The organism is Streptomyces laurentii (assembly GCF_040635425.1).
In the GTDB taxonomy this organism is placed as follows: domain Bacteria; phylum Actinomycetota; class Actinomycetes; order Streptomycetales; family Streptomycetaceae; genus Streptomyces; species Streptomyces laurentii.
Genome location: NZ_JBEYHT010000042.1, coordinates 57,528 through 71,310, shown reverse-complemented (window position 1 = coordinate 71,310; position 13,783 = coordinate 57,528). Strand labels below are relative to the sequence as shown.

At 71.2% G+C, this 13,783-nt stretch carries 10 protein-coding genes; 2 read left to right on the top strand and 8 right to left on the bottom strand.

Going from position 1 to position 13,783, the window contains the following annotated elements:
* Positions 1 to 291 precede the first annotated feature (291 nt).
* Both ABZ693_RS24125 and ABZ693_RS24120 read left to right on the top strand, forming a co-directional pair.
* The gene (locus ABZ693_RS24125) at positions 292 to 1,875 is read left to right on the top strand and encodes an acyl-CoA carboxylase subunit beta (protein WP_359880833.1); all 1,584 of its coding nucleotides are present in this window, start codon (positions 292 to 294) and stop codon (positions 1,873 to 1,875) included.
* A 17-nt stretch (positions 1,876 to 1,892) separates the two neighbouring features.
* Positions 1,893 to 2,093: an acyl-CoA carboxylase epsilon subunit gene (locus ABZ693_RS24120; RefSeq protein ID WP_359880830.1), complete on the top strand. Its 201-nt coding sequence runs from the start codon at positions 1,893 to 1,895 to the stop codon at positions 2,091 to 2,093.
* A gap of 207 nt (positions 2,094 to 2,300) precedes the next feature.
* Here ABZ693_RS24120 and ABZ693_RS24115 read toward each other — a convergent pair whose 3' ends face one another.
* From ABZ693_RS24115 to ABZ693_RS24080, 8 genes are all read right to left on the bottom strand, one after another.
* The gene (locus ABZ693_RS24115) at positions 2,301 to 2,882 is read right to left on the bottom strand and encodes a GTP-binding protein (RefSeq protein ID WP_359880828.1); all 582 of its coding nucleotides are present in this window, start codon (positions 2,880 to 2,882) and stop codon (positions 2,301 to 2,303) included.
* Positions 2,863 to 3,495, bottom strand: coding sequence for a DUF742 domain-containing protein (locus ABZ693_RS24110; RefSeq protein ID WP_359880826.1), 633 nt, complete (start codon positions 3,493 to 3,495; stop codon positions 2,863 to 2,865). Before ABZ693_RS24110 ends, ABZ693_RS24115 begins: the two co-directional genes overlap by 20 nt.
* A gap of 96 nt (positions 3,496 to 3,591) precedes the next feature.
* Positions 3,592 to 4,005, bottom strand: coding sequence for a roadblock/LC7 domain-containing protein (locus tag ABZ693_RS24105; protein ID WP_359880845.1), 414 nt, complete (start codon positions 4,003 to 4,005; stop codon positions 3,592 to 3,594).
* A 10-nt stretch (positions 4,006 to 4,015) separates the two neighbouring features.
* Positions 4,016 to 7,324 (bottom strand): sensor histidine kinase, encoded by a 3,309-nt coding sequence (locus ABZ693_RS24100; protein ID WP_359880823.1) that lies wholly within the window; start codon positions 7,322 to 7,324, stop codon positions 4,016 to 4,018.
* Positions 7,325 to 7,672: 348 nt separating this feature from the next.
* Positions 7,673 to 8,263, bottom strand: a complete 591-nt coding sequence (locus tag ABZ693_RS24095; RefSeq protein ID WP_359880821.1) for a GTP-binding protein — start codon at positions 8,261 to 8,263, stop codon at positions 7,673 to 7,675.
* The gene (locus tag ABZ693_RS24090) at positions 8,244 to 8,651 is read right to left on the bottom strand and encodes a DUF742 domain-containing protein (protein WP_359880819.1); all 408 of its coding nucleotides are present in this window, start codon (positions 8,649 to 8,651) and stop codon (positions 8,244 to 8,246) included. Before ABZ693_RS24090 ends, ABZ693_RS24095 begins: the two co-directional genes overlap by 20 nt.
* Positions 8,652 to 8,798: 147 nt before the next feature.
* Positions 8,799 to 9,212, bottom strand: a complete 414-nt coding sequence (locus ABZ693_RS24085) for a roadblock/LC7 domain-containing protein (protein WP_046905435.1) — start codon at positions 9,210 to 9,212, stop codon at positions 8,799 to 8,801.
* Positions 9,213 to 9,221: 9 nt separating this feature from the next.
* On the bottom strand, positions 9,222 to 13,319 hold the full coding sequence (locus ABZ693_RS24080) for a sensor histidine kinase (protein WP_359880817.1): 4,098 nt from the start codon (positions 13,317 to 13,319) through the stop codon (positions 9,222 to 9,224).
* Between the last annotated feature and the right edge of the window lie 464 nt (positions 13,320 to 13,783).

Below are 13,783 nucleotides of genomic sequence, written 5' to 3'. Positions count from 1 at the left end.
GCGGGCGGTCCGCGCCCCCCCCCGCCGGCGCCCGGCCCCCGCGCACGACGACACGGTGGAGGTCCTGGCCGCCGGGACCGGCGGACTGCGCCTCCGGATCACCCCCGGCACCACCGGTGCCGGCCACCACTGCGCACTGCTGTTGTGAGAACCCCACAACAGCACGGGGTGCCCGGCTGTTGACTCGGCCTGGTGGGGCCAAGGTTCTGTACAGCCCCGCCAGGATTCGAGACGCGAACCTGTACGGAGTCGACGGCGGGGTTTCCTGGACCGGCTTCGTAGGGTCGACACATGACCGTTGTGGACCAGACCCCGAGCGAGCCCGTTGACGCCCGCGGCCGTGTGGCCGAGCTGCACGAGCTGCGCGAGCAGGCCCGGCGCGGCCCGAGCGACCGCGCGACCGAGGCCCAGCACGCGAAGGGCAAGCTGACCGCCCGCGAGCGGGTGGACCTGCTGCTGGACCCCGGTTCGTTCAACGAGGTGGAGCAGCTGCGCCGGCACCGCGCGCAGGGCTTCGGCCTGGAGGCCAAGAAGCCGTACACCGACGGTGTCATCACTGGCTGGGGCACGGTCGAGGGCCGGACGGTCTTCGTCTACGCGCACGACTTCCGGATCTTCGGCGGCGCCCTGGGCGAGGCCCACGCCACGAAGATCCACAAGATCATGGACATGGCCATCGCGGCCGGTGCCCCGCTGGTCTCCCTGAACGACGGCGCCGGCGCCCGTATCCAGGAGGGCGTGTCCGCCCTCGCCGGTTACGGCGGCATCTTCCAGCGCAACACCAAGGCGTCCGGTGTCATCCCGCAGATCAGCGTGATGCTCGGCCCGTGCGCCGGCGGCGCCGCCTACAGCCCGGCGCTCACCGACTTCGTCTTCATGGTCCGCGAGACCTCGCAGATGTTCATCACCGGCCCGGACGTCGTCAAGGCCGTCACCGGCGAGGAGATCACCCAGAACGGCCTGGGCGGTGCCGACGTGCACGCCGAGACCAGCGGCGTGGCGCACTTCGCGTACGACGACGAGGAGACCTGCATCGCCGAGGTGCGCTACCTCCTGTCGATGCTCCCGCAGAACAACCGCGAGAACCCGCCGGTCGTGGCCTCCGAGGACCCGGCCGACCGCCGCTCCGACATCCTGCTCGACCTGGTGCCCGCCGACGGCAACCGCCCGTACGACATGCACAAGGTCATCGAGGAGCTCGTCGACGACGGCGACTTCCTGGAGATCCACGAGCGCTGGGCCCGCAACATCGTCTGCGCCCTGGCCCGTCTCGACGGCCAGGTCGTCGGCATCGTCGCCAACCAGCCGCAGACGCTGGCCGGCGTCCTCGACATCGAGGCGTCGGAGAAGGCCGCCCGCTTCGTTCAGATGTGCGACGCCTTCAATATCCCGATCATCACTCTTTTGGACGTACCCGGCTTCCTGCCCGGCGTCGACCAGGAGCACGGTGGAATCATCCGTCACGGCGCGAAGCTGCTCTACGCGTACTGCAACGCGACCGTGCCGCGGATCTCGCTGATCCTGCGCAAGGCATACGGCGGCGCGTACATCGTCATGGACTCCCAGTCGATCGGCGCCGACCTGACGTACGCCTGGCCCACCAACGAAATCGCGGTCATGGGCGCCGAAGGTGCCGCGAACGTCATCTTCCGCCGCCAGATCGCGGAGGCAGAGGACTCGGAGGCCATGCGCACCCGCATGGTCAAGGAGTACAAGGCCGAGCTCATGCACCCGTACTACGCCGCGGAGCGCGGTCTCGTCGACGACGTCATCGACCCGGCCGAGACCCGCGAGGTGCTGATCAAGTCCCTCGCCATGCTCCGCACCAAGCACGCCGATCTGCCGTCCCGCAAGCACGGCAACCCGCCTCAGTAAAGAGGAGCGCACCGAAAGTGACCACGCCCGCCACAGCCAACCTGCTCCGCGTCGAGAAGGGCCACGCCGAGCCCGAGGAGCTGGCCGCCATCACCGCGGTCCTGCTCGCCCGCGCCGCGGCCCGCCCGGCCCAGCCGGCCTACACCCGCCGCACCCCGGTCGGCTGGCGCCGACTGGAGCGCGAGAACGGCTTCGTCGCCCCGCACAGCTGGCGCTGACGCCCCGCGGCCCCGACGCGCCGCCTCACACACGAGACAGGCCCCCTCCTCCCCGACGGGAAGAGGGGGCCTTCTCCATGCCGTTTCCATGCCGTTTCCATGCCGTACGGGACCCGGCGGGCGCACGGGACGGACCCTGGAGCACGCGGAAGGGCCCCGCACGACCAGCCGGTCGTGCGGGGCCCTTCTCGCGACGGCGTGCGGGTGTTACCGCAGGCGGGCCATCAGCGCGTGCTCGACGAGGGTGATGAGGGCGCTCTTGGCGTCCGCGCGGTGGCGGGCGTCGGTGGTGATGATCGGGGTGTCGGGCCCGATCTGGAGCGCCTCGCGGACCTCTTCGGGGGCGTAGGGCTGGTGGCCGTCGAAGCCGTTGAGGGCGATGACGAACGGCAGGCCGGAGTTCTCGAAGTAGTCGACCGCGGGGAAGCAGTCGGCGAGCCGCCGGGTGTCGACCAGGACGACGGCGCCGATCGCGCCGCGCACCAGGTCGTCCCACATGAACCAGAAACGGTCCTGACCCGGCGTACCGAAGAGGTACAGGATCAGGTCCTGGTCCAGGGTGATGCGGCCGAAGTCCATGGCGACAGTCGTCGTCGTCTTGTCGCCCGTGTGCGTCAGGTCGTCGATGCCCGCCGAGGCGGACGTCATGACGGCCTCGGTCCGCAGCGGGTTGATCTCCGAGACGGCGCCCACGAACGTGGTCTTGCCCACGCCGAAGCCACCCGCCACCACGATCTTCGCGCTGGTGGTTGAACGGGCCGCGCCGCCGCTAGAGCTTGCGAAGTCCACTGAGCACCCTTTCGAGCAGTGTCACGTCTGGCTGTCCACCGGCGGCCTCGTCGCCGCCGGGCTGGTGGATGGCGACAAGTCCGGCCTCGGCCAGGTCGGCGACGAGAATCCGGGCAACGCCGAGGGGAATGGAGAGCAGTGCCGAGATTTCCGCCACGGACTTGATCTCGAAGCACAGCCGGCAGATCCGCTGGTGCTCGGGCAACTGCCCCTGCAGCCGGGACGGATCGGCCGTCGTGCTGACCAGCGCCTCGATGGCGAGCTGGTAACGCGGCCGGGTCCGGCCACCGGTCATCGCGTACGGACGGACCAGCGGGTTGTTCCCGCCCGTCGCGCTCGTGCCGCTCTGACCGCCGTAACCGCCCTGACCGCCGTAACCGCCCTGGCCACCGTAGCCGCTCTGACCGCCCCGAGCGCCCGGTCCGCCCTGGCCGGACGGACCGGCCTGCGCGTAGGGGCCGTTCCGGGCCTGCGGCTGCCGGTAGGGCGGCGTGGGAGTGGCGCCTCTGTTCGGCGTGGAAGAAAAGCCGTACGGGTTCTGCGCGGCCTCGCCCAACGGGGCCTGGTGCGCGTCATATCCGTTGTAGGGGCTTGCGCCCGGGGGTGTGCCCACGTCTCCTCCTCCTCCTCCTGCTTTGCGGTCCCATGTCCCGTGAGACCGCGCCACCGCACCCTACGGTGCGGTGGCCAGAAACGCACTGTTCGTCTGTCAGTTGAGCAGACTTCCCTGGAGTTCGGCCCGCAGGTCGGGGGTCAGCACGCCGCCCGCGCGGTCCACGAGCAGCGCCATCTCATAGCCCACGAGACCGATGTCGGACTCGGGGTGGGAGAGCACGGCCAGCGAGGAGCCGTCCGAGATGGACATGATGAAGAGGAAGCCGCGCTCCATCTCCACCACGGTCTGGTTGACCGCACCGCCCTCGAAGATCCGGGACGCGCCCGCGGTCAGCGAGGTCAGTCCGGAGGCGACGGCGGCAAGCTGGTCGGCGCGGTCCCGGGGGAACCCCTCGGACATCGCGAGCAGGAGTCCGTCGGCGGAGACCACCACCGTGTGGGACACCCCGGGGGTGTTGTCCACGAAGTTGGTGATCAACCAGTTCAGATTCTGCGCCGCCTGGCTCATCGGGCTCACACTAACGCTCCTGGTTGTAGGTACTACCCGGGCCGAGGCCCGATCCGTTCGTATCCGTCCCCGCGTTCCGTCCCTGCTGGACACCGCGGCGCAGGTTGCTCAACCTGCCCCGCACGTCCTCGGGTGCGCGGGAGACCTGGGGGCCGCCCTGCGGGGTGTGCTCCGCGGTGCCCTCGACCAGGTTGGCCTTGGGGACCCGTCGGGGAAGACCGGAGGAGGTGACTCCACCCGCCTTCGGGTCGCGGAGCTTCTCGGCCCGCTGCCAGCGCTCGTCGTTCGACGAGAGCCAGCCGTCGGAACCTTCGGCTTCGTTGTCGCCGCCGGCCTCACCGGCCGGACGCGCGGGCTGGGCCGCCTGCGGGGCCTGCGCCGCCTGGGGGGCGGCACTGCCGCGGCGCGGCAGACCGGCGTCGGTCAGTGCGTGGCCGGCGTCCGGGGCGGGACTCGAGGCGGGACTCGACGCGGGACCCGGACGGTCGAAGCCTACGCGCTCGGCGTCCTGTTCGGGGGCGAGACGGCCGGATTCCGATTCCGATCCGAACTCCTGTGCGTAACCCCCGTCATGACCCGGCTGCTGCTGCCACTCACCCTGGTAGGCCTGGGATTCGAAGGCGTTGTCGTATCCCGCATGACCGGCCGCGCCGATGTCGTATCCGGCTTCCGCATACGGCTGGTTCGGCTGGTTCTGGTAGGCGCCGGCAGGCTGCTCGTACCCCTCGTAGCCCTCGTGGACCGGCTGCCCCGGGAGTCCCGGCTGCGCCGGCTGACCGGGCTGCGGGACCTCGTACGACTGTCCGCCGGGGTACTCCGGCTGCGCCTGCTGCGGGTAGGCGTAACCTTCCTGCGCCTGCGCGTAGCCGGCCGGGTAATCCGCGGCGTAGGCCTGCTCGTGCTCCTGCGGTACGTAGCCCTGCGGCGCGGCCGCGGGGTCGATCTCGTCGCGGAACAGCGGGCGGCCGTCGGCCTGGTGGAGCTGCGCCTCAAGGGCGGCCCGGCGCTCCTCGCGTATCAGCGAGCGGCCCACCGGGTCCATCCGCCGGCCGTCGCCCGGCTCCTCGTACTGCGAGTCGTCGAAGCCGAGTTCGGCCGCGGTGCGCATCGGCTGCGACTGCGGGTCGAAGGCCGGCAGCTCCTGCTGCGGGATCATCTGCGAGACGGTGAAGTCGTCGTGCAGCGGCTGGTGCTCGCCACCGCCACCGTGCGTGATCGCGTCCGGCAGCATGACCAGCGACGTGGTGCCGGCCTGCTCGCCCGAGGGGCGCAGCTGGACGCGGATGCCGTGCCGGTCGGCCAGCCGGCCGACCACGAACAGGCCCATGCGCTGCGAGACGGCGACGTCCACCGTCGGCGGGTTGGCCAGCCTGTGGTTGATGTCCGCGAAGTCCTCGGCGGTGAGGCCGATGCCCTTGTCGTGGATCTCGACCATCACGCGGCCGTCGGGCAGCCGGGTCGCGGTGACCCGGACCTTGGTCTGCGGGGAGGAGAACGTGGTGGCGTTCTCCAGCAGCTCGGCGAGCAGGTGGACGAGGTCGGTCACGGCCTGGCCGTGGATCTCGGCCTCCGGCACGCCCTCCAGGTCGACGCGCTCGTACTGCTCCACCTCGGAGGCGGCGGCGCGCATCACGTCGACCAGCGGGACCGGCTGGTCCCAGCGGCGGCCCGGCTCCTCGCCGGCGAGGACGAGGAGGTTCTCGCCGTTGCGGCGCATACGGGTGGCCAGGTGGTCCAGCTTGAAGAGGTTGTCCAGCTGGTCCGGGTCGGCCTCGTTGTTCTCCAGGTCGGTGATGAGGCTCAGCTGGCCCTCGATCAGCGACTGGTTGCGGCGCGACAGGTTGGTGAAGATCGCGTTGACGTTGCCGCGGAGCATCGCCTGCTCGGCGGCGAGCCGGACGGCCTCGCGGTGCACCTGGTCGAAGGCGCGGGCGACTTCGCCGATCTCGTCGTGGGTGTCGATGGGGATGGGCTGGACACGGGTGTCGACCCGGCCCGGCTCGGTCCGCGACAGCTGGTCGACCAGCATCGGCAGCCGCTGCTCGGCGATGCCGAAGGCGGCGGTGCGCAGCCGGCGCATCGAGCGGCTCATCTGGCGGGCCATGAGCCCGGCGATGACGAAGGCGGCGAGCAGCGAGACCAGCACGACGGCGCCGTTGACCCAGGCGTCCGTCCGCGCGCTGTCGGAGATGTCGGCGGCCTCGGTCACGGCCCGGTCGACAAGCTCCTTCTCGACCTCGGTGTACCCGTCGAACTTGGCGGTGGCGACGGCCATCCAGGTGTCGGCGGTGATGCCGCGCGCCTTCAGGTCCTCGATGGCGGAGGCGTCCTTGGCCGAGCCGATGGCCTGCGCCATGCCGGCGAAGACCGAGGTGTCCTTGCCGGAACCCTTCGGCAGTTCGATGCCCTGGGCGGCCATCTTCTTGGTGCCCTCGGCCGACTTGCCGGCCATGACCTCCTGGAGCCGGTCCATGTCGGCCTGGGTGCCGCCGGAGGTGTACTCGCCGAGGGCGATCTGCTCCAGATAGTTGTACGAGTTGAAGGCAACCGACTGCTGCGCGAACACGTCCTCCTTCTTACTGGGACGGACGAGCAGCTGGGTGCCGATGGAGCGCTGGAGCGACTCGGCGCCCTTGGAGAGCTGGAGGGCGTAGACGGTACGGCCGTAGCTGGTGATGTTGCCGGTGCCCAGACCGAGTTCGTTGGAGAACTCCATCAGGTAGTGCTGGACCTCGGTGTAGCCGACCTGGGTGTCGACGGGGTCGAGCGCCCGGGTGTACGCGATCTTGCGCAGCTCCTGGAGCTTGGGCTCGGCCTGGCGGAACAGCCCGAGCCGGCGTCGCATGCCCTCGCCGCCCGGCATGTTCGCGACGGCCTGGTCGAACGTGGCCTTGGCGGAGTCGGTGGCGGCGTACGCCTTGGTGATCTCGGAGGCGGAACGGTCCTGCGGGCTCTTGGCCTTGAGGAGCGGTTCGGCGGTGAGGTCACGCTCGTTCAGCAGCGCCTGGCTGTACTCCGCGGCGGCGCCCACGATGAGCGCGGTCTTCTCGGCGTCCTGCGCTTCCTGCCAGGTGTCGATGGAGGACTTCACCTGGAAGCCGCCCATGACCAGTCCGACGAGCGCGGGGATGAGGAGGATGGCGTTCAGCCGGGTGGGCACGCGCCAGTTGCGCGGCGACAGCTTGCTGGTGCTGCCCGGGCGTCCCGGGTCGGGGGCCGGGGGTGCGGGCTCGTCCGGGGGCGGCACCGCCGCGCGGGACGGCGGCGTGAAGTTGCCCCGCGTCTGTTGCTCCGCGGAGCTTTCCTTGCTTCGCCTCACTCGACAACCTCTCGGCGCCGGCACCTACGTCGTGCCGGGTCTTTCGTTCAGGGCCGTACTACTCGGGAGTTCATGAATTCCAGCACGTGAAGGGGGTCGCCTCCAAACAGTGCGGAGCAACCGGTTTTCGTGTGTCCCACCAGAGATAAAACGGGCATAAAGAACGAGCCCCGCCAAAAGGCGGGGCTCATGTGAGCGCAGCGGTACCGTTCGGATGCGTCGGGTGTCCGCAGCGCCCCAATTCTCTGTCGAAACGTTATGAACGAGAGGGTGGCCGTGTCGAAGGACACAGCCCCTCCCCACCGCCCCTACGACAACTTCCGTATGGCGGCTTCCACTTGGAATGTACTACTTCAGGCGCGCCATCAGGGCGTGTTCCACCAGGGTGATGAGGGCGCTCTTGGCGTCCGCGCGGTGGCGGGCGTCGGTCGTGATGATCGGCGCGTCGGGCCCGATCTGGAGCGCCTCGCGGACCTCTTCGGGGGCGTACGGCTGCTGCCCGTCGAAGCCGTTGAGGGCGATGACGAACGGCAGACCGGAGTTCTCGAAGTAGTCCACGGCCGGGAAGCAGTCCGCCAGCCGGCGGGTGTCCACGAGCACCACGGCACCGATCGCGCCGCGCACCAGGTCGTCCCACATGAACCAGAAACGGTCCTGACCCGGCGTACCGAACAGATACAGGATCAGGTCCTGGTCCAGCGTGATGCGGCCGAAGTCCATCGCCACCGTGGTCGTGGACTTCGACCCGGTGTGCGTCAGGTCGTCGATGCCCGCCGAGGCGGACGTCATGACGGCCTCGGTCCGCAGCGGGTTGATCTCGGAGACGGCGCCGACGAACGTGGTCTTGCCCACGCCGAAGCCACCCGCCACCACGATCTTCGCGCTGGTGGTCGAACGGCCCGCCGAGGCGGTACCGCCACTAGAGCTTGCGAAGTCCACTGAGCACCCTTTCGAGCAGTGTCACGTCCGGCGTGCCGCCGGCCTCTCCGTTGCCCGGCTGGTGGATGGCCACCAGACCCGCCTCGGCCAGGTCGGCGACGAGGATGCGGGCCACACCGAGCGGCATCGACAGCAGGGCCGAGACCTCGGCCACCGACTTCACCTCACGGCACAGGTGGCAGATCCGCTGGTGCTCCGGGAGCAGGGTGGCCATGTGTGCCGGGTCGGCCGTGGTGCTGACCAGCGCCTCGATGGCGAGCTGGTAGCGCGGCCGGGTCCGGCCGCCGGTCATCGCGTACGGACGGACCAGCGGCTGGTCGCCTCCATCGCCGTAGCCATCGTCATGTGACGAGCCGTACGGATCGTGAGAGGCGGGGGGCGGGGTCATGAATCCTCCGGGCTTGACGGCAGGGGTCCTGCCGTCTGATGGGGCCGGTGGGGGGCCGGGTGGGGGCGGCCGGACGGTGAACGGTCCGGTGCGGTGCGGAGGGGCGCACCGCCGCGGGCGTATCGGGTACGGATGACGGGGCCGTGGCTAGTGGAGCAGGCTGCCCTGCAACTCCGCCCGCAGATCCGGGGTGAGCACCGTGCCCGCCCGGTCCACGAGAAGCGCCATCTCGTAGCCCACCAGGCCGATGTCGCACTCGGGGTGCGCCAGAACGGCCAGCGAGGAACCGTCCGAGACCGACATCAGGAAGAGGAAGCCGCGCTCCATCTCCACCACGGTCTGGGCGACCGGTCCGCCCTCGAAGATCCGGGACGCCCCCGCGGTCAGCGAGGTCAGTCCGGAGGCGACCGCCGCGAGCTGGTCGGCGCGGTCGCGGGGGAACCCTTCGGACATGGCAAGGAGCAGACCGTCGGCGGAGACCACCACCGTGTGGGACACCCCAGGGGTGTTGTCCACGAAGTTGGTGATCAACCAGTTCAGATTCTGCGCCGCCTGGCTCATCGCGCTCAACTAACGCTCCTGCTGCTGGTTCGGACCGAGAGGGAAGGAACCCGTGGTCGAGTTGCCCGCCTGACGGCCCTGCTGGATACCGCGGCGCAGATTGGTGAGCCGGCCGCGGACGTCGTCGGGTGCGCGGGACACCTGGGGGCCGGCCGCGGGGGCCTGCTCCTGGGCGGTCCCGGGCACGAGGTTGGCCCGCGGCACACGCCGCGGGAGCCCGGACGTGGTGACCCCGCCGGCGGCGGGCTTGCGCACCCGCTCGGCCTGGCGCACCAGTTCGTCGTTGGGCGAGGTCCGCCACGCGGCCGAGCCGTTCGGGTCGCCGGGACCCATCGGCTGCGGCGCCTCCGGCTGCTGCGGGGCCGCCGGGGCGGGCCGCTGCGGCGGCGGGGGGACGACCGGGCTCTGCATGGTCCGCTCGACGTCCGGCTGGGACGGCGGGACCGGGGCGGCCGGAGCGGGCGCCGGGGCGGCGGCCTGCGGGGCCTGGTAGCCCTGGTACGGGGCGGGCTGCGGCCGGTCCTGCGGAGGCTGCGCGGCCTGCGGCATCTGCGGAGCCTGGGCCTGGGCCTGAGGCATCTGCGGAGCCTGGCCCTGGGCCTGCGCCTGGGCCTGCTCCTGGCGGAACCAGTCGGTCTCCAGCGTGTCGAACAGCGGCGTGCGCGCCTCGCCGCCGCCCGGCGCGGGCGCCGGCGGCAGGGCCTCGGGCCGGCGCGGCTGCTGGAGCTGCGGCTGCGCGGGCTCGTTCGCGGTCCGCTGCTGCGGCGCGGGGGCCTGCGGGGCCTGCCCGTACGGGGACGGGGCCTGCTGCGGCATGGGCTGCTGCGGGGCCTGGGCCTGCGGGACGAACGGCTGGTGACCGTACGCCTGCTGCTGCGGAGCCTGCTGCGGAGCGCCGAAGTCCTGCTGCGGAGCACCGAAGTCCGGGCGCGGGAACGCCTCGGTGGACGTCGGGTCCTGGCCGTAGCCCGGGTAGCCCTGCGGGGCCTGGGGCTGCGGGGCCTGCTGCTGCGCGCCGAAGTCGGGGCGGGCGAACTGGCCGGTGGAACCCGGGCCGTCGGGGACACCGGGCAGCGCGTAGCCACCCGTGGTCTCCATGTCGTCGTGGCCGCGCGGCGCGTCCAGCGGGGTCATGTCCTGCTGCGGCCGGCGGACCGGCTGCATCTGGTCGTTGCCCCAGCTGGTGGCCTGCGGACGCGGCGCCTGCGGCTGCTGCTGCGGGGCGCCGCCGGGAAGTTCGGCGCGCGGGAAGCCGTTCCCCACCGCCGGACGCTGCTCCAGCGGAGCCTGAGGCGCCTGAGGGGCCTGCTGCATCTGCGGAGCCTGGGGCATCTGCGGAGCCTGAGGCGCCTGCGGAGCCTGGGGAGCCTGCGGGACCGGAGCCTGGTGGCCCCAGATGTCCGTACGGGACGGGATCGCGCTCTGCGCGCCGCCGACGAAACCGCCGGGCGCGCCGGCACCGAGGCCCGGGCCCTGCGGGTCGACCGGAACCGGCGGCATCTGCGCGGTCTCCGGGCCCGAGGAGTTCGGGTCCTGGTAGCGGTCGCGGTCCTGGGACGGGCCGCCCTGGGGCCGGCCCGGAGCCTGGTGCTGCGCCTGGGCGGGCGCGGGCGCCGGCGCCTGCGGACGCTCCTCGAAGAGGTTCGGGCCCTGCGGCTGCGGGGAGTTCGGGCGCTGCGCGTCCCGGCCGGGCAGCGCGCCACGCGTCGGACCGGCGCCGAGCCGGCCACCGGGCGCGCCGCCCTGGCCGCCCGCGCGTCCGCCGCCGAGTGCCGCGCCCGCGCCGGGACCGCCGGCGAGCCGGCCGCCCGCGCCGCCCTGGCCCTGCGGAACACCGTTCTGGCCGCCGTTCTGACCGGCCTTGGGAGCGGGCTTCTTGCCGCCGTGGGCGACATCGACCGGGAGCATGACGAGCGCGGTGGTGCCGCCCGAGTCGGACGGGCGCAGCTGGATGCGGATGCCGTGTCGCAGGGACAGCCGGCCGACCACGAACAGACCCATGCGGCGCGAGACCGAGACGTCCACGGTGGGCGGCGAGGCGAGCCGCTCGTTGATCGCGGCCAGGTCCTCGGGGGACAGGCCGATACCGGTGTCGTGGATCTCGACGAGCACGCGGCCGTCGGGCAGCGCGTGACCGGTGACCCGGACCTTCGTCTGCGGCGAGGAGAACGACGTGGCGTTCTCGAGCAGCTCGGCGAGCAGGTGGACGAGGTCGTTGACGACGCGGCCGGCGACGTCGGTCGCGGGGACCGAGGCCAGCTCGATGCGCTCGTACTGCTCCACCTCGGAGGCGGCGGCACGCAGCACGTCGACCAGCGGGACGGGGCGGGTCCAGCGACGGCCCGGCTCCTCGCCGGCGAGGACGAGGAGGTTCTCGCCGTTCCGGCGCATACGGGTCGCGAGGTGGTCGAGCTTGAACAGCGACGACAGCTGGTCCGGGTCGGCCTCGCGGGACTCCAGTTCGGAGATGAGCGAGAGCTGACGCTGGATGAGGCCCTGGGAACGGCGCGAGAGGTTGGTGAACATCGCGTTGACGTTGCCCCGGAGGAGGGCCTGCTCGGCGGCCAGTCGGACCGCCTCGCGGTGCACCTCGTCGAAGGCCGCGGCCACCTGGCCGATCTCGTCGCGGGAGTGCACACCGACGGACTCGACGGAGGTGTCGACGTCCTGCGGGTCGGACTCGGAGAGCTGCTTGACCAGCTCGGGCAGGCGGTCCTGGGCGACCTTGGTCGCGGTGTCCTGGAGCCGGCGCAGCGACCGGATCATGGACCGGGCCACGACGAAGGCACCGACGAGGGAGACGCCGAGGACGAGGAGGATCAGCGCACCGTTGATGATGGCGTCGCGCTGCGACACCTGCTTCAGGTCGCGCGCCTCGGTCTCCATCTTGCCGAGGAGGTCGGCCTCGATGCGCTTCATCGCGGTCATCTTGGTGCCGTACTCGTCGGTGAAGTTCAGGTGACCGCGCTTCACGTCCGGCAGGCCGCGGGTCGACTTCAGCAGCCGCTGGGCGTAGTTGTCGGCCGCCTCGATCGACGGGTCGCCGTTGACCAGCGAGGCGGTCAGATCCAGCGCGTCGCCGCCGGTCGACTCGTAGATCGTCTGGAAGGACTTGAACTCGACGCTCTCACTCGTCAGCGCGGCTTCACCGTAGAGGCGGTCACCGAGCTGGAGGTTGGCCGGGCGGCTGTCGTTCGGGGGCAGCGCGGAGGCGATGATCGCCTGCTGGATGGAGGCGTACTCCTTGGCGGACGAGAACGCGGCGAGCGCGCGGGTCCGCTTGATCATCTCCGGGTTGCTGGTGGCCTGGGCCATGTCCTGGGACAGGCTGAGCAGCGAGCGGATGAGACGGCTGTACGCCTCGACCGTCACCGAGTGGGCGATGCCCTTCTCGTACGCGGAGGTACGGATCGAGCCCAGCGCGCTGACCTGCGAGGCGATCTGACTGACGTTCGCGCGGATGCTGCGCAGCGAGTCTTCCTCGTCGCCGGCCGGGATCTCCTTGGTGGCGTCCAGGAAGGCCTTGTACGCGCGGTCGGTCTTCTTGCGCGGGTTGGCGACCTGGTAGTCGCCGGCGCTCTTGCCGTTGGCGAGCGGACCGGCGGACAGGCCGCGCTCCTCCTGGAGCGCCTCGGCGAAGTTGGTCGCCTGCTTGGTCAGCTTGGTGAGCAGCTGCAGCTGCTCCAACTGGTCCATGTCCTGCAGCGACTGGCTGATACGGATGCCGCCGAGGCTGGTGGCCGCGACCACGGGGAGGGTCAGCAGCGCCACCAGACGGGTGGAGATGCGCCAGTTGCGCAGGGCTATTCGCGGCCCGACCTGGGCCTCGGCGTCGAGCTCGGGGAGCTCCGCGGGGTCGGCCGGCGCCTTCTCGGCGTTCTCGCCGGTGCCGCGCGCGGCGCTGTCGGGGCCGTCCGGGCGACCGGGGCCGTCGCCGCCCTTGCGGCCCGGCTGCTGGTCACCGCCCTTGCGGCCCGGGTTCTGCGGGTGCGGCGCCGGGGAACCGTGCTGGGTCCCGGCACGCGGCTCTTGCTCCGCCGGAGCTTCCCCTCGGCCCTTGCGGGCCTGGGAAGAGCCCGTGCCATCCCTCTTGAAACGTCCCTGCACTAGCGTCGCAACCTCTGGACCAGGCGCCCTTCCGGATGAACGGAGAGGACGGTGTCGGCGTCGTGGGGAGCTGATGCGCCCCCCGGTGGTGGTCGTCGGTGACCGGCGCAGATCCCCCTGTCCCCGCCACTCGGCCGGCGCTGCGTTGCGCCTCCTGCGCGCCGGCTTGGTAACCCGCGGCGGTGCGGGAATTCCAGCACAGTGGCGGATCTCCAACAAGGGCCGATCAGCAGGCTGGGACAGGAATGACGACGCGTGTGCGAGGAGTCACCGCGTGTAGAAGATGATCACGGAGGAAACGGCCATAGCGGGGCGAACCGAAGGGGCGTGGAGGGTGTCCCAGTCGCCATGATCAGGAGCGGAATAGATCATTCGGTGAGGGAATGTCCGTTTCGGTGACCGAGGATTGCGGTGCGTAATGACCGGTTTGTTCCTTCGGTGGTGAGCAAACTCACACAGAGTTT

What these genes read in the sequence shown, in the direction of transcription:
- ABZ693_RS24125 (WP_359880833.1), top strand. Translation starts at nt 292, where the DNA reads ATGACCGTTGTGGACCAGACCCCGAGCGAGCCCGTTGACGCCCGCGGC.
- ABZ693_RS24105 (WP_359880845.1), bottom strand. Translation starts at nt 4,005, where the DNA reads ATGAGCCAGGCGGCGCAGAATCTGAACTGGTTGATCACCAACTTCGTG.
- ABZ693_RS24090 (WP_359880819.1), bottom strand. Translation starts at nt 8,651, where the DNA reads ATGACCCCGCCCCCCGCCTCTCACGATCCGTACGGCTCGTCACATGAC.
- ABZ693_RS24085 (WP_046905435.1), bottom strand. Translation starts at nt 9,212, where the DNA reads ATGAGCCAGGCGGCGCAGAATCTGAACTGGTTGATCACCAACTTCGTG.